Raw genomic sequence first — 18,619 nt, 5'->3', positions numbered from 1 at the left:
CGCCATGACACCGGCCGCCCGCGTCCAGGCCGCCTACGACCGCATCGAGGGCGTCGGCCGGCCCGAGATCTGGATCCGCCTCAGGCCACGTGAAGAGGTGCTCGCCGAGGCGGCCGGTGTCGACCCGGCGCTGCCGCTGGCCGGCCTGGTGGTGGCCGTCAAGGACAACATCGACGTGGCCGGCCTCCCCACCACCGCGGGCGCCCCGTCGTACGCCTACGAGCCGCAGGCCGACGCGCCCGCGGTGGCGCGGCTGCGCGCGGCCGGCGCGGTGGTGCTCGGCAAGACCAACCTGGACCAGTTCGCCACCGGCCTGGTCGGCACCCGCAGCCCCTACGGCGCGGTGCGCAACGCCTGGGACGCGGCCCGCATCTCCGGCGGGTCGTCCTCCGGATCCGCCGTCGCGGTGGCGCTGGGCATCGCCGACATCGCGCTCGGCACCGACACGGCCGGCTCCGGGCGGGTGCCCGCCGCCCTCAACGGCATCGTCGGCGTCAAGCCCACCAAGGGCCTGGTGCCCGTGACCGGGGTGGTCCCCGCCTGCTACACGCTCGACTGCGTGACCGTCTTCGCCCGCGACCTGCAACTCGCCCGCACCGCCGCGGAGTTCGTCGAAGGCCCCGATCCGGCCGATCCGCTCTCCCGCACCGGCACCCAGCTTCCGCCGCCCCCCGCGCGCCCGCGGATCGCCGTACCGGCCGGGGAGCATCTGAACGGCATGGCCGACGGCTGGCGCGAAGCCTTCGACGCCGCCGTCGCCCGCCTGGTGGGCACCGGGACGGAGATCGTCGAAACCGACATCACCCCGCTGCTTCAGGCCGCGGACCTGCTGTACGGCGGCGCGTTCGTCGCCGAGCGGTACGCCGCCGTGGGCGCGCATCTGGAGAAGCACCGCGACCTCATCGGGGCGGACCTCGATCCGACCGTCGCCGCCATCGTGCTGGCAGGCCGGGAGAAGACCGCCGCCGACTGGGCCGCCGACGCCGCCAGGCTCGCCGCGCTCGGCGCCGCCGGACGCGCGGTGCTCGACGGCTGTACAGCTCTCCTGACGCCGACCACCACCTGGCATCCCACCCTCGACGAGGTGGCGGCCGACCCGGTCGGCGCCAACGCCCGGTTGGGACGGTTCACCAACTTCGCCAACCTGCTGGACTGCGCCTCGCTCGCCGTTCCCGCCGGGTTCGTGGACGGCCTGCCGTTCGGCGTGATGTTCACCGGACCGGCCTTCTCCGACCGCGCCCTGGCCGCGCTGGCCGAGCGGTTCGCCAATCCCGGGCTCGACCTGTTCGTGGTCGGCGCCCACCTCACCGGTCAGCCCCTCAATGCCCAGTTGGTGCAGGCCGGCGGCACCCTCACCGGCCCGGCCCGCACCGCAGGCGGCTACCGGCTGTACGCCCTGGCCACCGAGCCGCCCAAGCCCGGCCTGCTCCGGGTCACCGAGGGCGGGCGGGACGCCGGCGCCGGGGCGAGTCACGCCACGGCGTCAGGCGGCGACGCGCGGACGGGCATCGAGGGCGAGATCTGGCGGCTGCCCGCTGCCGGGTTCGGGGCGTTCACCGCCGCCGTGCCCGCGCCGATGACCATCGGCACCGTCGAACTGGCCGACGGGCGGCAGGTCTGCGGCTTCCTCGTCGAGCCGTACGCCGTCGAGGGCGCGCCCGACATCACCCGCTTCGGTGGCTGGCGGGCGTACACGGCGTCCGCGTGACCGGAGGCCGTGGGGCGGACGCCTGGTGGCAGGATGGGGCCATGACGACGACGCGTCCCCGTCAAGGCAGGCCCCGGCACACGCCGCCGTCCGACCCCGGCACCTCCGCCCGGGAAGAGATCCTCGACGCCGCCGGGGCGCTCTTCGTCGACCATGGGATCACCAGCACCAGCACCCGCATGATCGCCGAGCGGGTCGGCATCAGGCAGGCCTCGCTCTACTACCACTTCGCCACCAAGGAGGAGATCCTCGCCGAGCTGCTGGCGACGTCCGTGCGGCCCAGTCTGCAGATGGTGGACCGGATCCGGGCGCTGGTGCCCGAGCGGGCGAATCCGGCCGCCGCGCTGTACGCCGTTGCCGCGATGGACGTACGCACCCTCTCCCGCACTCCGTACAACATCGGCACGCTCTATCTGCTGCCGGAAGTGCGGGCCGAGCGGTTCGACGCCTTCCGGGCCGAGCGGGGCCGTCTGCAGTCGAGCTACGGCACGCTGGGCGCCCTGGCGGCGAGCGAGGACGTCGCGCGCGGCCTGCCGGCCGAGCGGCTCGGTGAACTGCTGATCCAGCTGGTGGAGGTCGTCATCCAGATACGGCGGTCCCGTGAGCCGGATGCGGCGGACACCGAGGCCATCGCGTCGTCGTGCCTGCGCCTGTGCGGGCTAGGAGAGCCGGCGGTGGCCGCCGCCCGGGAGGAAGGCCGAACGCTGCTGAGCAGCCTGGACCGACCGCCGGCCCTGTAGGTGCCAGTAACCTCACCCGTGCTGGTCAGAACGCGCGTGAGCACTGTCGTGAGTCCCTGCCGGTCAGGGGTGACGATGGGGGGCCTCGCTCGGTGATTACCCACTGGCTCCGGGCGACGCCCGGATGTTCCGGTGCTGCTGCGACTGCCTTACCTGGCCCTGACGAGCGTGTTCACCTTGATACGACTCCTGCCGATGGGCGACCGAGACCAGGACGCTGAGATCCTGGCACTGCGCCACCAACTGGCCGTGCTGCAGCGGCAGATCCACAAGCCCAACCTCACCTGGCCCGACCGCGCGCTGCTCGCCGGCTCCGGCACCGCCCCCCCGAGCACGACTTGGTCGACTCCAGTTGATCGTCTCCCCCGACACGCTGCTGCGCCGGCACCGCGACTTGCTGCGCCGCCGCCACGCCAAGGCCTCACGCCCCAAGCGTCCCGGTCGACCACGCACCGTGCGCTCCGTCCGCGCTGTGGTGCTCAGGCTCGCCAGCGAGAACCCGAGGCGGTGCAGGTCATCGTTCCTCACCGGGTGGGAGCGGGCGGAAGCTCACCCAGCGCACGCATGAGGGCGATCTGCGCCTGGTCCCGCTGAGTTGCGAGTTCCTCGATGGGTCGGTCGCCGAGGTAGGCCTCGGCCTGCTCGCTCAGGAGTTTGACGGTGGCCTCGTCGAAGGTCGGGCTTCCCAGGAACTTCCAACTCTGTTCCATCGCGGGAGCGAGATGCGAGAGGAAGTGAGCAAATCCGCCGGAACCGCCGCCGAGATGGAAACTCTGAAAGGGCCCGGCAACCGCCCAACGCGGGCCGATCGAAGAAAGTGACGAGTTCGTCGAGTTCCCGCTCGGTCACCACTCCCTCGGCCACCAGATGGACGCACTCGCGGAAGAAGGCCGCCTGCAGGCGGTTCGCGACGAAACCCGGAACTTCCTTGTGCAGGACCTGGGGCTTCTTGCCCAGGGCGCTGTAGAAGGCGCGCGCCTGCTCAACGGTCTCCTCCGAGGTGAGCCTGCCCGGAACGATCTCGACAAGAGGCACCAGGTGCGGCGGGTTGAAGGGGTGGCCGACGATCAGGCGCTCGGGCTGCTTGAGGACCGTGGCGATCTCGCTGGCCGGAAGACCCGAGGTCGAGGTGGCGAAGAGCGCATGGGCAGGAGCGTTCTCCTCGATGGTGGCCCACATCCGGTGCTTGATCTCCAGGCGCTCCGGGCCGTTTTCCGCGAGCGCCCGTTCGACCTCCGCTTCCGTGCGATGAGCCTCCCGCTGTTCGGCGGCGACGGCATGTACGCGCGAGGGTCACGGTGAGCCGACGGGGCAGGCGACCCTGCCTACTTCGGTGTGGCGAACACGTTCGCGATGCTGCGCCTGCTGCCGATGAGCGATCGGGACAAGGTCGTCGAGATCCTCGCCCTGCGCCACCAGATCACGGTGCTGGAGCGCCTACGGAGACCTGGGCACCTACGCTGCACGCCGCGAAATCGGCGTCCACGGCCCGCTGCGCGAGTTCTACCTGCGCGGCCCCCTCGACGTGGGCGGCGAGCACGACTGGGTCACCGAGGTCGGCTGGCCCATCTTCCGCTCGAACGGCTCCGCGCTCGCGCCCGGCTGCCCGCTGCCGCCTCCGGGCGTGCCGCCTTCGCGCGCGAGCTCACTGGTGGTGGGCGTTACAGCGGTGCACGCCTGGTCGAGGGCGACGACCTCGCCATTGAAGCCGAACTGGTGCAGGTCGCCGCCGGGCGCCTCGATTGGTCCGGCGTCGGCCACGCTGCCGGCCTTGACGGGGTCGAACCCGGCCGCGCGGATCAGCCGCTCGGCGGTGGTCGCGCCGGTTTCGTCGTCGGTTACGTAGAAGAGCGCCGCCCGCTGCGGCGAGGGTGCCGAACGCCTTGACGTAGTGGGCGTTCTTGGGCAGTAGGGCGGCGGCCACCGACCCGGCCGACTGCCCCTCGGGCAGCGACAGCACGACCTGGCCCCTCTCGTCGAACGCGATCGGGTTCGACGGGTCGATCACGACCTTGCCGTCCAGCAGGGGTGCGACCTGCGGGATCAGCTCCCTCATGGCGTCCAGCCAGATCGCGAACACGACCGTGTCCGCGCCCGCGATCGCATCCTGCACCAGAGGCCGCCTGGGCGAGCGGCCCGAGCTCGTCCGCGAGCTCCTCCACGCGCGAGGCGCCCTTCCCTGCCAGGACGACGCTCTCGCCCCCGGCCACCAGGTGCCGGGCGAGCGCGGATCCGATGTTGCCGACGCCGACGATTGCTGTGGTCATCTCCAGTCTTCCTTGTCCGTTGCCCTAGGCCTGTGAGCACGCGACTGCGCGGGGGTGGCCCGGTTGCGATGGCTACCCGGCCACCGTCCGGGTTCCCCGCCGGTGGATTTGGATCGCTTGTTCGGCCGACAGCCGGTTCCGTTCATCAAGAACCGGCTGCTGTTGTCTCCGAGCCGGTCAAGGAGGGACTTGGCGCGAGATGGTCAGGCGCGGGAGCGCGCCGCCCCCGTCGCCTCTGCGTGGGCACCAGCAGCATCGGTGCTGTGATCTCGTGACGTCGGTCGGTGGGGCGGTGGGGTCATAGTGCAGCGAGGCGTCCGGACTCCGCCGACAGGCGGGCAACAGACGTGGCGTCGATTGTCTTCAGCGCGCGCTCGGTGGACGGGCCACGGGTGCCTGTTGGTGCCGGACGGTGAGGTATCCGGCTGCGAGCAGCGCCAGCACGGTGGCGCATTCGGTGACGACGCTGACGAGCGCCTGCGGCGCGGGTTGCAGGCCGTGTTCGATGAATCCGAAGACGCCTATGGTGCGTGAGGCGGCGAAGCCGGCGAGCGCGCCGAGGGCCGTGCCCGCGGCAGCAAGGTGGATGAGCGCGGGCGGTGGCAGGAGCGCTCCTGCCAGCAGCAGCGCTCCGAGGCCGAAGGAGGCCGCGGCTTGGAGCAGGAACAGGACGCCGACAGCGTGCAGGTATCGGTAGCCGTCGAGGTAGAGCTGGGCGTGGACGGCGCCGCTGGCGACGAGCGTGGCCCCGCCGACCGCGGTGAACAGCCTCGCCGCCGCTGGCGGGCGCGCTCCGGTCCACCCGGGGGTACGCCTGGATGCGAACGTGGAGGTGTCGGTCATGCCAGCTCCTGATCGGCGATCGCCAGTGGGGTGGTGCCCTGTCGGTAATCGACGGTGCGGATGCCGAGGGCGGTGTGCAGTTGCCGGGCCGGCAACACCTGCGGGGTCGGCGCGGGGGCTTGGCCGGGCTTGGGCAGCGGGTAAGCGGTCGTGGTGGCCGAGTGGAAGGTGACGTTGCCTTCCACTCGGCTGAACAACTGGTGGACGTGCCCGTTGAGTGCGGTGACGGAGGAGAATCGCTTGAGGAGGTTGAGGACCTGCAGCGCGTCGTCGGTGGACCACCCCCATTGCGGGTACATGGCGAACAGTGGGATGTGGCTGAACACGACGATCGGGGTGTCGGAGGACAGCCCGGCGACGTCGCGGCGCACAAAGTCGATCTGATCGGTGCCGAGGTGTCCGAGCTTTTCCAGGCTGAGGGTGTTGACGAGCGCGATGAAGTGCACGCCGTGTGTGTCGAAGCTGTACCAGCCGTCGCCTTCGGTGCCGCGGGCGAAGGTCTGCCGGTAGGCGCGGCCGTGGTCGTCCACGGAGTCGTGCTCGCCCGGGACCGTGAACACGCGGTCGGTGCGCAGTCCGCTCATCATCTGCTTGACCTGGTCGAACTGCGCCGGGGTGGACAGGTGAGTCAGGTCGCCGGTGTGCATGACGAAGTCCGGCCGGAATCCCAGGGAGTTGACCTGGTCGATGGCGCGCGCGAAGGAGCCGGTGACGTCCGTGTTGGCGGGCCCGGTGAAGCCGATATGGCTGTCGGAGACCTGCACGAAGCGCAGGGTGCCGGCATCGCCGGTCGTCGCGGAGGCGATGCCGTCACGCGTGTCGGCGATGTGGCTGACAACCTCTCCACCGGTGACACTCAGCACTACAGCGGCGCCGAACCAGCCGGCGTGCCGTGCGAACTGGCGTCGGGTCATGGGGGCGGTCATCGGGTCACCGTCACGGTGGCCGTCATGAACGGGTGGATGGTGCACAGGTAGCTGTAGGTCCCCGGGGTGGTGAACGTGTAGGAGAAGCTCTGCCCGGTGCTCAATGGCTGCGAGTTCAGCGGTCCGGCGTTGTTCTGGCTGGTGACGGTGTGCGCGTCGGTGTCCTGGTTGGTCCAGGTCACCGTGGTGCCGACTTTCACCGTGATGGAGGCGGGCGCGAAGGCGAAGTTCTTGATCGCCACGCTGTCGGAGGCCACCGGTGCACCGGCCGGTGTCTGCGCGCCCGCGCTCGTCGGCATCGGCATCGTCATCGTCGGCGCGGAGCCGGCTGCGGACGGACCCGTGGACGGCTGCGCGGCGGCGCCCGTTGTGGTGGCGCCGGGCAGCCCAGCCAGGCTCGACTCGCCGGAGCCGGGCGTGATGGCGGTGGCCGTGGCCGACGCGGTGCTGTGCGCGGGACTGGAGCATGCGGCCAGGGTCAGCCCGGCCGCCGCGAGCAGCACGGCCGCGGCGCCGACCCGGCGCTTGGGCAAGGACGTGTCCATTGGTTCAGCTTTCTGATCAGCCCTGGACGGGCGCGGATGAAGGCCTCGAACTGGATTCGGCGTGTGTCGGGGCCAGGCGCTTCTGCCGCGGCCCGCCGCCGTCGCAAAGGGGATACGGGCGGGGGTTACACCGGCACCGCGCACGGCTGTAACCCCCGCCCGTATCTCTAGGCGGGGAGAAACGACGGAGGGTCAATCGATGCCGAGAGAACAGATCAGGCGCGCCGCGCTCTACCATGAGCCGTGGCCGGTCGCCGGAGGTTCGCAGCGCTCAGACGGGTCGGCCCGGCCATGATCCGGCAGGCTGACACCGCGGTGCTGGCGCCCCACCCCTCGGTACTGCCGTGGGCGGCGTATCCCGACTGGGAGGCGATCTACGCCGACAACGTGGGGCGGATCTACCGGTTGATGTTCGCGAAGGTCGGCAACCGTCCGGACGCCGAAGACCTGACCTCGCAGGTGTTCACGGCCGCGCTCGGGCCGTTGCGCCCCGGCGCCGAGATCGGCCAGGTACGCGCCTACCTGACGGCGACCGCGCGTACCGTGCTCGCCGAGCACTGGCGGCGCACGCTCGGCCACCAGGCCACCGAGATCGACCCCGACGCCATCGACCTCGCCGATCAAGCGCCCGGCGCCGGGGAGGCCGACAACGCCGGTGCCGGCGCGCATGCCCAGCGCATACTGGACGCGCTACCGGAACGGTACCGGCAGATTCTCGTCCTGAGATTCCTACGCGGGTACACCATCCGGCAGGCCGCAACGGAACTCGGGGTCACGGTAGCGAACGCAAAGGTCCTCCAGCACCGCGCCTTGCGCGCGGCCGCCCGCGTGGAGAACCAGGCCGACAAGGAAGGGGAAGCGCCATGAGACGGCAGGCAGTAGACCGCTACGTGGAACGGCTGCTCGGCCGGCGCCGCCCCAAGCCGTTCGCGGCCACCGAGGACGAACTGGCCCTCGTGCGCACCGCCATCGACCTGGCGGCCGCCGGACCGGACGCCCAGGGCCCCAGCCCCGCATTCGTCGACCGGCTGCGAAACCAGTTGCGCGAACACGAGCAGACGCAGGCGGCCACGCCCACACCGCAGCCGACGTGGCGCACCCCGCCACGCCGTCGACTCCTGGCTGCGGGCGCGCTCACCGCCACCGGCGCGCTGGCCGGCGTGGCCGCAGACCAGTTCCTCCAACGACGCGACGAGGGCGCGCAGGCACAGCAGCCCGGCCCGCCCGCAGAACTCGTCCCCGTCACCGGCAGTTGGCAGCCGGTCGCCCAAACCACCGAGGTTCCCGAGGGGGCCGTCGTCGCCTTCGACCTGGGCACGGTCACCGGATTCGTCCGACGCACCGACGGACGTGTCCGCGCCGTCTCGGGCAACTGCACCCATCAGGGCTGCCGGCTCGACCTCGACAGCGCACACGACAAACTCGCCTGCCCGTGCCACGGAGCGACCTTCAGCCTCGCCGGCGTGAACCTGACGCGTCCGCACCGATCCGGCGAGCCCCTGCCCGCACTACCGCGGCTCCCCGTGCGCGAACTCGACGGCACAATCCAGATCTACGCTCCGGCTGCCAGCCACTCCCCGAAGTCGACCGCGTAACGTCCCTGACGAGTCCCGCTCTGTGAGGGAGCCAACCGATTTGCCCGAGTCCACCGAGGGCAAGTCCGTTGTTCGCCCTCGACCCGCTCGGCGACGACGTCCCGGCGCGCTCGTGTTCGCGTGCCGAGGTCGAGCTGTGCACCTTCGCCAACGGAGCAGCCAAACGTCTTGGCCCGCGGGGTCCGAGCACTCCGCCAACGCCACCGAACGCGCGGGTGCACCGGCCTGCGCCTGCCGACAACTCATCCGCCCAGGTCACCCGCCCGCAGCCGTGATCAGCGACCGCGGCATAGTGGTCGCCCGTGATGCTGCGCCTTGCCTACCTGGCACTGCCACCACTGACCATCGGCATGGCCTTGCACCCCCGGCCCACAGCCGACGGAGCCCACCACTGGCTCCGCAACGCCGTCCGCCGGACTCTCTGCACACCGTGTTCGGTCCTTGGTCGACGGTCTTCGGTCGGTTCCGGGCCTGGCGGGACGCCGACGTGTTCACGGCCCTGCTCGAGGACTTGATCGCCGAGGCCGCTCGCGAAGGGAGGACGGACCTGTCGCTGGTCAGCGTGGACTCCACAACCGTCCGTGCCCACCACGACGCCGCCGGGATGCTTGTTGACGAGGAGATCATGCAGGCCATAGAGGAGGCCGCGCGTGATCAGGAGAAGGCCCGACAAAAAGGGGCGGACCGCGGGAACAGAACGGACAGGAAGAGCGTAGATGCGTCCGGCTGCGGCGCAAGCTCCGCCTGACGCAGGCCCTGCTCGGCAGATCCCGGGGCGGGCTGACCGGCAAAGTACATCTCGCCGCCGACCGCCGGTGCCGTCCAGTGGCGCTCATCCTGACGGCGGGACAGGCCGGCGACAGCCCGCAGTTCGTCCCCATCGTCGCCAAGGTGCGTGTGCGCCTGCCCGTCGGCCGGCCCCGCACCCGGCCCAGCGCGGTCGCTGCAGACGAGGCGTACTTCTCCCGCGTCAACCGCGCCTACCTGCGCATACGCTGTATCAAGGCCGTCATCCCGGAGAAGAAGGACCAAGCCGCCAGCCGGAAAAGGAAGGGCAGGAAGGGCGGCCGACCTGTCGGCCACGACGCCGAGCGCTACAAGGAGCGGAACACCGTCGAGCGCCTGATCAACAAACTGAAGGCATGGCGAGGCATCGCCGCCTGCTGCGACAAGACACCCGAGAGCTACCACGCAGGACTCCACCTCCGAGCCTCGATGATCTGGATCGACGATCTCCTGCGAGAAGCCGACCGATGACGACCTCACACGGGCCCTACCTGGCGGGCTACGCCGACGCCGCCTGGTCACCCCCCGCACCCTGCTGTCCTGGCACCGCCGACTGCTGCGGTGGAAGTGGAAGGAAATACTGTGCGCATGGGCCGGCCGCCGATGTCCGAGGAACTCACCGCTCTCATCCTGTGCCTGGCCCGCGAAACTCGATGCCGTCTTCACCGCCGACGGCGTCGAGATCTTGAAGAGCGCGCCGCAAACGCCACGCATGAACGCCCACGCGGAGAGGTTCATACGCATCACACGAGCCGAGTGCACCGACCGCCTGCTCATCTACCACGAGCAGCACCTGCGGCACATCCTCGACGAGTACGCCCAGCACTACAACACCGCCAGGCCCCACCGGGCCCTGCAACTTCGAGCTCCTGCAGACGAGCCCGATGTCACCCCTTTCCCGGCCCAGCGGGTCCAGCACCATGACGTCCTCGGCGAACTCATCCTCGAGTACGGCGAAACCGCCTGGCCAAGATCAGCGCAGTTGACGAACGCCCAGGTCAGCACGCTTGCTGAACGTTTGGAATCCTACAGGCAGGGTCCGCGTCGGCTACCGCCGTACCCGACGCGGGCCGATGACCACAATGCCGGAGTTGCGGCGTGGATCGGGTCCCTTCAGGCTGTATCTGGCAAGCGACCTTGATGACGTAAAGAGGTGACCGGGTTGCAGGACCATGCGGCCCGGTCAGCCCTCCGAAACGTTGGTGTGGGTGACGCGTGCCGCCTCATGAGCCGGTATCCCGGTGAGTCCAGTCGCGATTCTTCAGCGACCGGCTCCAGCACAGGAATCAGTGAGACGGAAACGGGCTTCTCAATCCCCGTCCTACTCCGGAGCAGTGTCCGGAGTACTTCTTTGCAGCAGGCGCTGCGGACTCCCCGCTCAATCCGTGGTGTCCGCTGAACGTGTGGTCCGCAGTGGCCCGAATGGGCGACATGTATGACCACCGGTCGCCACAGCCCGCCACCAGCGACAAGGAGTCACAGGGCATGGGTGGAAAGCAGAAAACACTCGCCATACTGACCGGAACCGCGCTGGCAGCCGGACTCACCAGCCCGGCCTTCGGGTCCACCGCCGCTCACTCGCCGACCCTACACACCGCCACCACGGGGTCGGGCAAGTCGGTCGTGGAGTGGAACCGCGAGCTCATCACTATCCTCAGCGATCCGAAGGCGCAGCCGTCCACTGTCCACCCCACGCGCAGCTTCGCGCTTCTCCAGGCCGGCGAGTACGACGCGGTGGTATCGATCACCCGGGCCGGCCCCGCCTACGTGTTCTCGGTGTCCGCGCCGCGAGGCGCTCGTGCGGATGCCGCAGCGGACCAGGCAGCACACGATGTGCTGGTCGCCCTGTACCCGGCCAAGCGCGCAGGCGTGGACCAGCTGCTGAGCAGCCAGTTGTCGGCGATTCCCAACGGCCCGGGCAAGCAGGCGGGCATCGGGGTGGGATCCGCGGTCGCCCGCCGACTGATCAGCCTGCGGTCCAACGACGGGTCCTCGGCCAAGCCGCCGGAGTTCCGCCCCGGCGACAAGGCTGGTGACTACCGGCCCACCCCTCCCGACTTCACGGCGCCGGTGTTCACCGACTGGGGCTCGGTCAAGCCCTTCGTGCTGGCCGGCGGACGCCAGTTCCGCCCGGCAGCGCCGCCGCCCGTGAGCGGCGCCGCATACGCCACCGCCTTGAACGAGGTCAAGAGCCTGGGGAGCAAGACCAGTACCACCCGTACCCCCGATCAGACCGCGGCCGGGAAGTTCTGGGCGGCGGCGCCCGTCTGGAACGTCTGGAACCAGGTCGCGCAGGACCTTGTCACCTCCCAGAACGCGAGCCTGGAGAAGTCGGTGAAGGTCTTCGCCCGGCTCGACCTGTCCCTCGCCGACACCGCGATCACGATGTACGACGCCAAGTACGCCTACCGCGTATGGCGGCCCGTGACCGCCATCCGGCTCGGAGGCACGCACTACAACCCGCGCATCGTCGGCGATCCCAACTGGACCCCCCTGCTGCCGACCGCGCCGGATCCGTCCTATCCCGGAGCTCACGGCGCTCTGAGCCAGGCGGCCGCAACGACGCTCGCCGGGTTCTACGGGGCGCGGCATCAACTCGCGGTGACGTCGAAGGGAGTCACCCGAACCTTTGCCGGCTTCCAGGACGCCGCCACCGAAGCGTGGCTCAGCCGGATCTGGTCCGGCCAGCACACCTCCATCGACAACCGGGCGGGCCAGCAACTCGGCACGCAGGTGGCCGATTTCGTGGCACGTCACCTCTGACCGACCCCACCGGGCGACATCCAGCCGACGCCGCTATTGCGGCGGACGGTCGTGGCCACGCGGCCAAGAGCGAGAGCTGTTCGACCCTGCAAAGGTACGCACCACGCGCTACCGATACCGCGGGGCGGGACCGTCGTCCCAACACCATGGCCGACAGCAGGATGAGATAACTGCCGGCCCTGGCAGGCCCTGTTACGGGACTTGTGTAGAGCCCGTTGTGCTGCACAGCGCATGGCGGGTTCGGCGAGCGGCCTGGCGAAACGGACTGGCGGCGACGCCAGCACCGCGCTCCAGGCCGCCTCAACCCCCGTCAGGGCACCGCCAACGCCCGCCCCCACTCCCCCAACCGATCATCCGCTGACCGCCGCTGGGGCGCCGGGCCGTCCGCGTGTCGGCGCGTCGATCACCGTGGCTGATGCCCCAGGGCCTGAGCTCGGGTACGCGCGTGCCAATGGTGCAGAACGGCCCGCAGCTCGGGCGGTGTTCGGTGATGGGCGGTGTGGGGCCGGGTTCCGCCGGCCTCGGCCCGCCGAACACGCCCTGGTCAGCATGCGGTTGAGGGGTGATATTTGCCAGGCCGCGGACGCCGGTCAGTGCGGTGACCGCAAGCCGCTTGTCGCGCAGTTCTCGGGATTCAGGGGCAGTCAGGTCAAGTTCCGGTCAGCTCGGTCGGTGGTGGAGCAGGGTGGCCCGCAGGTCGTTCTCGGTGATCTGGTCGGTGGGGCGGTGGAGTGTCCAGCGGTGGGCCTCGCCGTCCATGGGCAGCACCGCGACGACGGTTTCCAGCGGTGGGTGGCTGGGTTCGCTGCAGGTGAGTTGGCGGATTATGACGGCGGTGTCGTCATCCAGGCCGAGCAGGGCGCGTACGGCATCCTTCAGTTCGCGGAGGTGCGGGCTCGGCCAGGCGATTCCTGGGCGCGGTTCCAGGTACATGGGAGATACTCCTTGGTTCCGGAATGAGGGGTGGGCGGCGCAGATAGCGCCAGTGAGGTCGACGGTGTGTTCGGCGGCGAAGCCGATGTCGCAAGCGTGGCGACTGGCCCGCCTCTCGACGATGTCGGTGTCCGCGGGCGGGGTGTGCTGCAGCCGCGGCACGGCTGTGGTTGCGGTGCCGGTCGGCGGTACGCAGCCGGTGCGCCCCACCGGCCCGTCTGTTGGCGTACGGCATCCACACCGCTGTCCGCCTGCAGCTCGCGCAGCGTGGTAGAGGGTGGTCAGGCCGAGCGAGGGGGCTTCGGCAAGCAGCAGGGCGTGCAGTGCCTGGGCCGACACCAGATCGTGGCAACCGGTGAGCACCCGCATGATCGCCCTGCGCTGCCATGTCGTCCTGTCGTGGTAGCCCGTGCGGTGGTGTGTGGCTTTGTGCCGGGCCCGCCACACCCCGGGCAAGGACAAGGCATCCCGGGTGGCTTCGTGGTGGTGGTTCAGTTGGGTGGTGTGCGGGAGGTGGCCCGATTCCAGGTGGGTGTCCTGACGGGCGGTCGGGCAGCGCGGTGTTGTCGGGTCACGGTTGCCTGCCAGATGGCGAGGAGCAGCAGTGTGCCGGTTTCGGCGACGAGGCTGAGGACGGCTTGTGGGGCGGGCTGCAGACCGTGTTCGGTGAATCCGAACACACCCACGGTGCGTGAGGCGGTGAATCCGGCGAGGGCGCCGAGCGCAACGCCGGCTGCGGCGGCCCTCAGCAGCAGGGGTGGAGTCCCGATCAGCAGCAGGGCGGCGAGGGCGAAGGCAGCGCTGGCCTGGAGCAGGAACAGGGGGCCGATGATGTGGATGAAGCGGTACTCGTCGAGGTAGAGCTGGGCGTGGATGTATCCGCTGGCGGCAAGGGTGGCGGCGGTCGCCGCTCGCAGGGTGGGGGCGAGGAGTCTGTGGGTGTTCATGCCAGCCTCTGATCCTTGATGGCCAGTTCGCGGTCGCCTTGGCGGTAGTCGACGGTGCGGATGCCGAGTGCGTCCTTGAGCTGTCGGGCGGGGACGACCTGCGGGGTGGGGGCGGGGGCGCGGCCCGGTTTGGGCAGGGGGTAGGCGGTGGTGGTGGCGGAGTGGAAGGTGATGTTGCCCTCTGTCTTGGTGAACAGCTGGTGGACGTGCCCATTGAGACAGGTGACCGAGGAGAAGCGGCGCAGGAGAGCGATGACCTTGAGTGCGTCATCGGTGCTCCAGCCCCATTGTGGGTACATGGCGAACAGTGGGATGTGGCTGAAGACCACGATGGGGGTGTCCGACGACAGTCCGGCGAGGTCGTTGCGGACGAATTGGATCTGTTCGTTGCCGAGGTGGCCGAGCTTCTCCAGGCTCAGGGTGTTGACCAGGGCGATGAAGTGCACGCCGTGGGTGTCGAAGCTGTACCAGCCGTCGCCGAGTGTGCCCTTGCCGAAGGTCTGCCGGTAGGCGCGGCCTGCATCGCCGATGGAGTCGTGCTCGCCCGGCACGGTGAAGACGCGATCGGTCTGCAGACCGGTCATCATCTGCCTGACCTTGTCGAACTGTCCCGCCGTCGACAGGTGGGTCAGGTCGCCGCTGTGCATGACGAAGTCAGGCCTGAACCCCAGCGAGTTGACCTGGTTGATCGCTTCGGTGAACGAGCCGGTCACGTCCATGTTCGCCGGACCCTGGAAGCCGATATGGCTGTCGGAGACCTGGACGAACCGCAGCGCGCCGCTTCCGGCCGCGGCGGCCCCGGAAGCGGCGGCGTTGGTGCTGCGGGAGTCGGGTATATGGCTGATCACCTCTCCAGCGACCACGGTCAGCACCACGGCTCCGCCGAACCATCCTGCGTGGCGGATGAGTTGGCGGCGGGTCATACCGTGTTCCTCGGCGGGCTGCGCCGTGTCGCCCACCGGTGCACCGTCCTGGGCGTCGTGGTACTCGGTCATCAGGTCACCTCCACGGTGGCGGTCATGAACGGATGGATGGTGCAGAGGTAGGAGTAGGTGCCGGGCTTGGTGAACGTGTAGCTGTAGGTGGCGTGGGTGTTCAGGGCGGCCGAATGCAGCGGGCCGCCCGATCCGGCGCTGGTGACGGTGTGGGCGTCGGTGTCCTGATTGGTCCAGGTCACCGTCGTGCCCACTTTGACCTTCAGCGTGGCCGGGGAGAACGCGAAGTTCTTGATCGCCACGGCGTCCCCGGACACCGGCGCGGTCGACGCACCCGTACTCGGAGGGCTCATGGGCATGCTCATGCTGGGCATGGGCGAGGCGCCGGGAGCGGAGCCCGCCGCGTTCCCCGGCCCGGAGGCACCGGGCATCCCGGGCGTCTGGTGCTGCCCGCGTCCAGGTGTGATGGCAGCGGCGCCGGTGGACGAGGAATGCGACGACTGGCCACATGCGCTGAGAAGCCCCAACGCGCCGGCGGTGGCTACGGTGGCAACGGCCAGTCCGGCCGCAGCACGTGAGCGCCGGCTTGATGTACGAAAGTTCAGGTGCATGGTGTTCGTTCCTCACTGATCGGACAGAGTTGGGGGAGGTGCCCGGCTGAGTGCACGCAACCCCAGGAATGTGTGGTGGATGCCGCGTTCATGGGCGCGTGCCGCTCGCGGATCCAGCGAACGAGCGTGGGTGCTGCCCCGCGCCGGTCGCGCGCCTCGACGTGCCCCGCGCTGCGCGACCGCCCTTGTGCGCCGCGAAGGTGCAGGCGGCATGCGGCAGGTCCCCCTGCGGGGAGCCGCGAGTGACGCGGGGCCGGTTGGCGGTGCCCATACGACTGGTGCGCACGCTGGGCCGGGTGGAGTTCTGCCCCGGTGGTTGCGCAGCCCTCGATCGCTGTGCGCGTCGAGCGCTGCATAGAGCCGTCGCCGTGGTGTGCGCTGGGCACGGGCCGGGGCGGCGCGGTGGTGCCGACTTCGACGCACGAGGGCGGAGTGAGCGTGGCCAGCGCCAGGAGCGCGTGCGTCGCGTGGTGTATTTCGATCACCTCTGATCCATCCTTTGTCGCATGGGGGATCGATGAGGAATTGCGCGTAAGTCGACCCTTTTCCGGCTCCACGGACGGCGGGGGTCCTACGGTTCGGTAGATATGCACTCTTTGTGAGGCCTCTTGGTGTCGCCGCAGATCAGCCGTCCTCCCCCCGGGCGCCGCACGCACTGACAGGGGCGTATCCACCGCGACGCTCGCAGAGTGTCACCTGCACCGTGCCGTGCGTTACAGGATGAAGCGGTACATGTGCGCGATGATCGTCTTATGCCCTGGAGTTCCCGAAAACGTGGTCCAAGGACCGATCCGAATCGCTCCGCGGATCGTGTCTCTGGTAAAGGGACCCTTTCGACCACCGACGAGGAACTGCTCCGCACTCTGTATGCCGAGCACGCAGGACCCCTGTTCCACTACGTGCTGCGACTGACCTCAGGAGACCGGCAATGGGCGGAGGATGTCGTGCAGGAGACGTTGCTGCGGACGTGGCAGCATCCCGCCGCGTTCGATCCCGCACGTGGCCCGGCTCGGGCATGGCTGTTCACGGTTGCCCGGCACCTGGTCATCGACGCCCGCCGGGCCCGGCGGGCGAGGCCGGCCGAGGCCGACAGCGAGGCCATCGAGCGGGTTGCCGAGCAGACGCCGGGCGAGGACCAGATCGAGCAGGCACTGCAGAGCTGGGCGGTGGCCGACGCCATCCGGACGCTGTCCCCGGACCACCGCGCCGTACTGCTGGAAACGTACTACCGGGGCCGGACCATGGCGGAGGCCGCGGATGTGCTGGGCATCCCGCTCGGCACGGTGAAGTCGCGGACCTACTACGCCCTCCAAGCCCTCCGGCTGGCGCTACAGGAACGGGGCATCGAGCCATGACCGTGGCGTGCAGGAGGTGGCGACCATGAGTGCGGAGCGCGACACATTCCGGCTGGCGCTGGGAGGATACGTGCTGCGCACGCTGCCCCCGGTGGAAATGGAACAGGTGCGCGCCCACCTGGCGGCATGCGCCGAGTGCCGGACGGAACACGCCAAGCTGGCGGGACTGCCCACGCTGCTCGCGACGGTCACCGAAGCCGAGGTCGAAGGCCGGACGGTGCCCGCGGCCGACGGCGACCTGGCCGATCGGCTGGTGGCGCGTGCAGCCGAGAGCGCGCAGGGCTCCCCGCCCGCACAGCCCGCCGTACCTGCGGTGCCGCAGGCGCGCGAGGTGGGTGTGCTGGAGAGGCTGCTCCAGCAGGCCGCGGCCCGGCGCCGCAGGACCTGGCGGCTGCAACTGGCCGGCGCTGTCGCCTCCCTGATGCTCATCGCGGGAGCGGCCGGCGGCACATGGCTGGCGACCATCGGGTCCGTGGGCGGCGAGGCGCAGCAGCCCGGACCGACCGCACCGGCTCCCTCGCGCACCTTCTCCGGAAACGATCCCACCACCGGCGTCTCCGCCTCGGTAAAGGTCTCGCCCTCCGCCTGGGGCAGCGTCCTGCAGGTCTCCGCCAAGGGGGCGCCCGCAGGAATCACCTGCCGGCTGCAGGCGGTCGGGCCCGGCGGCGCCAGGGCGGACGGCGCCACCTGGAGGGCAGGCGAGTACCCCACCGGCACCACGATCCCAGGGGCGGTCCCCATGTCCCCGGGAGCCATCGACCACTTCGAGATCCTCGTAGGCCACGGTCAGAAGCTGGTCACGATGCAGGCGTGAGGCCAGGCAGGACGGTCGCGTCAGCTGTCGGGTGTGAGCGCACGGCAGCACAGGAGGCCGAGAGACGTCGCCACCGAAGGGTCGGGCCGCGGGCGGAGAGGGAACCGGGCAGTCGACATGAAGCGAGCCGCCTCAAGACCGGTGGACCAGGCTGGAGGAGCACGCCGAGGACGTCCGGCCGATGGCCATCGAGAAGGCCTGTGCTCGTGACATCGGCTGCACAGGGACGCAAGTGATCGCCGTCGTCGACCGATGCCACCACGCCGCACGGCTCCGGGATCGGCGAGATCGTCCGACGTGGGCACCCGGCGGATGAGCGCGACGGCGGCCTCGGAGGCCGACACTGGCGCCTCTATGGCCGAGGGGCTGATCGGCGCCATGCGCGCGGCGGCGGCTCGTGGTCGAAGCGGCTGCCACCGGCCGGGAAAGGTCACCTCCGCGGCCGGACGGATCAGGGTGAAGGCCGTCCGGGTGCACGACCGGCGGGACGAGAGGCGGCCGCAAGTGGTCATCCGGTCGATCTGGCCGCTGTGGTGTCACACTTCCCCGGGGCCGGTCAGGTGCTGCGGCTGCATCGCCTGCACAACCTGTCATCGGGGGGTGTGTCGGCACCGGGGCAGTTCTACGGCTCGGCCGTGGGGCTCTGACCCGCTCCCGTCACGCGGCTTCCGGCAGTGGCTGGCCGGCCACCCCGCGACGGGCCACCTCGGGTGCCCGCCGCGTACACGGGTGGGCGCGGCTATACGGGGGCCGACGGCATGCACCTCAGCCTCCGCCCGGGGGAGGTCGAAACCGGCACCCTGGTCCTTCTCGCGGCGCGCCGACGGTTTCCGGGCCCTGGTCACCCTCAC

18 protein-coding genes and 5 pseudogenes are annotated in these 18,619 nt (G+C 70.1%); 11 read left to right on the top strand and 12 right to left on the bottom strand.

Annotation, left to right across the window (positions count from 1 at the left end):
• The first annotated feature begins 4 nt into the window (after positions 1–4).
• From ABT186_RS22385 to ABT186_RS22375, 3 genes and pseudogenes are all read left to right on the top strand, one after another.
• Entirely contained in the window at positions 5–1,708 is a 1,704-nt protein-coding gene (locus ABT186_RS22385; RefSeq protein ID WP_351926480.1) for an allophanate hydrolase, read from the top strand.
• Positions 1,709–1,749: 41 nt separating this feature from the next.
• Positions 1,750–2,448: a TetR/AcrR family transcriptional regulator gene (locus ABT186_RS22380; protein WP_351926424.1), complete on the top strand. Its 699-nt coding sequence runs from the start codon at positions 1,750–1,752 to the stop codon at positions 2,446–2,448.
• 132 nt (positions 2,449–2,580) lie between these two features.
• A pseudogene (locus ABT186_RS22375) lies at positions 2,581–2,950 on the top strand (integrase); the annotation flags it as partial.
• 22 nt (positions 2,951–2,972) lie between these two features.
• On the opposite strand, the gene ABT186_RS22370 reads toward ABT186_RS22375, so the two are convergent.
• The 8 genes and pseudogenes from ABT186_RS22370 to ABT186_RS22335 all read right to left on the bottom strand — a co-directional run bounded on the left by ABT186_RS22370 (position 2,973) and on the right by ABT186_RS22335 (position 7,029).
• Positions 2,973–3,158, bottom strand: coding sequence for a hypothetical protein (locus tag ABT186_RS22370; RefSeq protein WP_351926488.1), 186 nt, complete (start codon positions 3,156–3,158; stop codon positions 2,973–2,975).
• Between the two features lie 148 nt (positions 3,159–3,306).
• Positions 3,307–3,627: pseudogene (locus ABT186_RS22365) on the bottom strand (3-hydroxyacyl-CoA dehydrogenase family protein); the annotation flags it as partial.
• Between the two features lie 324 nt (positions 3,628–3,951).
• Positions 3,952–4,209: a hypothetical protein gene (locus ABT186_RS22360; RefSeq protein WP_351926422.1), complete on the bottom strand. Its 258-nt coding sequence runs from the start codon at positions 4,207–4,209 to the stop codon at positions 3,952–3,954.
• Positions 4,094–4,561 (bottom strand): NAD(P)-binding domain-containing protein, encoded by a 468-nt coding sequence (locus ABT186_RS22355; RefSeq protein WP_351926486.1) that lies wholly within the window; start codon positions 4,559–4,561, stop codon positions 4,094–4,096. The genes ABT186_RS22360 and ABT186_RS22355 overlap by 116 nt, the downstream gene beginning before the upstream one ends.
• A 16-nt stretch (positions 4,562–4,577) precedes the next feature.
• Positions 4,578–4,715, bottom strand: a pseudogene (locus ABT186_RS22350) (NAD(P)-binding domain-containing protein); the annotation flags it as partial.
• Between the two features lie 363 nt (positions 4,716–5,078).
• Entirely contained in the window at positions 5,079–5,558 is a 480-nt protein-coding gene (locus tag ABT186_RS22345; RefSeq protein ID WP_351926420.1) for a hypothetical protein, read from the bottom strand.
• Positions 5,555–6,484 carry a metallophosphoesterase family protein gene (locus tag ABT186_RS22340; RefSeq protein WP_351926418.1) on the bottom strand — a complete coding sequence of 310 codons (930 nt, stop codon included), beginning with the start codon at positions 6,482–6,484 and terminating at the stop codon, positions 5,555–5,557. The genes ABT186_RS22345 and ABT186_RS22340 overlap by 4 nt, the downstream gene beginning before the upstream one ends.
• The gene (locus tag ABT186_RS22335) at positions 6,481–7,029 is read right to left on the bottom strand and encodes a cupredoxin domain-containing protein (RefSeq protein WP_351926417.1); all 549 of its coding nucleotides are present in this window, start codon (positions 7,027–7,029) and stop codon (positions 6,481–6,483) included. The genes ABT186_RS22340 and ABT186_RS22335 overlap by 4 nt, the downstream gene beginning before the upstream one ends.
• 291 nt (positions 7,030–7,320) lie before the next feature.
• Here ABT186_RS22335 and ABT186_RS22330 point away from each other — a divergent pair, with 291 nt between their 5' ends.
• The 6 genes and pseudogenes from ABT186_RS22330 (at position 7,321) to ABT186_RS22305 (ending at position 12,173) form a co-directional block, all read left to right on the top strand.
• Positions 7,321–7,896 carry an RNA polymerase sigma factor gene (locus ABT186_RS22330; RefSeq protein ID WP_351926415.1) on the top strand — a complete coding sequence of 192 codons (576 nt, stop codon included), beginning with the start codon at positions 7,321–7,323 and terminating at the stop codon, positions 7,894–7,896.
• On the top strand, positions 7,893–8,624 hold the full coding sequence (locus tag ABT186_RS22325) for a Rieske (2Fe-2S) protein (protein WP_351926413.1): 732 nt from the start codon (positions 7,893–7,895) through the stop codon (positions 8,622–8,624). Before ABT186_RS22330 ends, ABT186_RS22325 begins: the two co-directional genes overlap by 4 nt.
• 323 nt (positions 8,625–8,947) lie before the next feature.
• Positions 8,948–9,139, top strand: a pseudogene (locus tag ABT186_RS22320) (hypothetical protein); the annotation flags it as partial.
• A pseudogene (locus tag ABT186_RS22315) lies at positions 9,058–9,881 on the top strand (IS5 family transposase); the annotation flags it as partial. The pseudogenes ABT186_RS22320 and ABT186_RS22315, both read left to right, overlap by 82 nt.
• A gap of 241 nt (positions 9,882–10,122) precedes the next feature.
• Positions 10,123–10,551 carry an integrase core domain-containing protein gene (locus ABT186_RS22310; RefSeq protein WP_351224541.1) on the top strand — a complete coding sequence of 143 codons (429 nt, stop codon included), beginning with the start codon at positions 10,123–10,125 and terminating at the stop codon, positions 10,549–10,551.
• A gap of 344 nt (positions 10,552–10,895) precedes the next feature.
• Positions 10,896–12,173 carry a vanadium-dependent haloperoxidase gene (locus tag ABT186_RS22305; RefSeq protein ID WP_351926411.1) on the top strand — a complete coding sequence of 426 codons (1,278 nt, stop codon included), beginning with the start codon at positions 10,896–10,898 and terminating at the stop codon, positions 12,171–12,173.
• Between the two features lie 660 nt (positions 12,174–12,833).
• On the opposite strand, the gene ABT186_RS22300 is transcribed toward ABT186_RS22305, so the two are convergent.
• From ABT186_RS22300 to ABT186_RS22285, 4 genes are read right to left on the bottom strand one after another with little or no spacing between them, the layout of a single operon-like run.
• Positions 12,834–13,568 carry a hypothetical protein gene (locus tag ABT186_RS22300; protein WP_351926409.1) on the bottom strand — a complete coding sequence of 245 codons (735 nt, stop codon included), beginning with the start codon at positions 13,566–13,568 and terminating at the stop codon, positions 12,834–12,836.
• A gap of 29 nt (positions 13,569–13,597) precedes the next feature.
• Positions 13,598–14,053: a hypothetical protein gene (locus ABT186_RS22295; protein ID WP_351224535.1), complete on the bottom strand. Its 456-nt coding sequence runs from the start codon at positions 14,051–14,053 to the stop codon at positions 13,598–13,600.
• Positions 14,050–15,048, bottom strand: coding sequence for a metallophosphoesterase family protein (locus ABT186_RS22290; RefSeq protein WP_351224533.1), 999 nt, complete (start codon positions 15,046–15,048; stop codon positions 14,050–14,052). The genes ABT186_RS22295 and ABT186_RS22290 overlap by 4 nt, the downstream gene beginning before the upstream one ends.
• The gene (locus ABT186_RS22285; RefSeq protein ID WP_351224531.1) at positions 15,048–15,341 is read right to left on the bottom strand and encodes a plastocyanin/azurin family copper-binding protein; all 294 of its coding nucleotides are present in this window, start codon (positions 15,339–15,341) and stop codon (positions 15,048–15,050) included. The genes ABT186_RS22290 and ABT186_RS22285 overlap by 1 nt, the downstream gene beginning before the upstream one ends.
• Positions 15,342–16,351: 1,010 nt before the next feature.
• On the opposite strand from ABT186_RS22285, the gene ABT186_RS22280 reads away from it, so the two are divergent.
• Positions 16,352–16,954 (top strand): sigma-70 family RNA polymerase sigma factor, encoded by a 603-nt coding sequence (locus tag ABT186_RS22280; protein WP_351926407.1) that lies wholly within the window; start codon positions 16,352–16,354, stop codon positions 16,952–16,954.
• A 25-nt stretch (positions 16,955–16,979) separates the two neighbouring features.
• Entirely contained in the window at positions 16,980–17,768 is a 789-nt protein-coding gene (locus tag ABT186_RS22275; RefSeq protein ID WP_351926405.1) for a zf-HC2 domain-containing protein, read from the top strand.
• Positions 17,769–18,619: the final 851 nt, after the last annotated feature.

It is taken from the genome of Streptomyces sp. NPDC001634 (genome assembly GCF_040298185.1).
In the GTDB taxonomy this organism is placed as follows: Bacteria; Actinomycetota; Actinomycetes; order Streptomycetales; family Streptomycetaceae; genus Streptomyces.
The sequence above is the reverse complement of the archived record's forward strand: the minus strand, read 5'-3'. Positions and strand labels throughout refer to the sequence as shown.

Coding starts and splice junctions, on each gene's coding strand:
- ABT186_RS22385 (WP_351926480.1), top strand. CDS start 5: ATGACACCGGCCGCCCGCGTCCAGGCCGCCTACGACCGCATCGAGGGC.
- ABT186_RS22325 (WP_351926413.1), top strand. CDS start 7,893: ATGAGACGGCAGGCAGTAGACCGCTACGTGGAACGGCTGCTCGGCCGG.
- ABT186_RS22290 (WP_351224533.1), bottom strand. CDS start 15,048: ATGACCGAGTACCACGACGCCCAGGACGGTGCACCGGTGGGCGACACG.
- ABT186_RS22370 (WP_351926488.1), bottom strand. CDS start 3,158: ATGGAACAGAGTTGGAAGTTCCTGGGAAGCCCGACCTTCGACGAGGCC.
- ABT186_RS22280 (WP_351926407.1), top strand. CDS start 16,352: ATGCCCTGGAGTTCCCGAAAACGTGGTCCAAGGACCGATCCGAATCGC.
- ABT186_RS22310 (WP_351224541.1), top strand. CDS start 10,123: ATGAACGCCCACGCGGAGAGGTTCATACGCATCACACGAGCCGAGTGC.
- ABT186_RS22345 (WP_351926420.1), bottom strand. CDS start 5,558: ATGACCGACACCTCCACGTTCGCATCCAGGCGTACCCCCGGGTGGACC.
- ABT186_RS22340 (WP_351926418.1), bottom strand. CDS start 6,484: ATGACCGCCCCCATGACCCGACGCCAGTTCGCACGGCACGCCGGCTGG.
- ABT186_RS22330 (WP_351926415.1), top strand. CDS start 7,321: ATGATCCGGCAGGCTGACACCGCGGTGCTGGCGCCCCACCCCTCGGTA.
- ABT186_RS22285 (WP_351224531.1), bottom strand. CDS start 15,341: ATGAGCCCTCCGAGTACGGGTGCGTCGACCGCGCCGGTGTCCGGGGAC.
- ABT186_RS22305 (WP_351926411.1), top strand. CDS start 10,896: ATGGGTGGAAAGCAGAAAACACTCGCCATACTGACCGGAACCGCGCTG.
- ABT186_RS22380 (WP_351926424.1), top strand. CDS start 1,750: ATGACGACGACGCGTCCCCGTCAAGGCAGGCCCCGGCACACGCCGCCG.
- ABT186_RS22335 (WP_351926417.1), bottom strand. CDS start 7,029: ATGGACACGTCCTTGCCCAAGCGCCGGGTCGGCGCCGCGGCCGTGCTG.
- ABT186_RS22275 (WP_351926405.1), top strand. CDS start 16,980: ATGAGTGCGGAGCGCGACACATTCCGGCTGGCGCTGGGAGGATACGTG.
- ABT186_RS22295 (WP_351224535.1), bottom strand. CDS start 14,053: ATGAACACCCACAGACTCCTCGCCCCCACCCTGCGAGCGGCGACCGCC.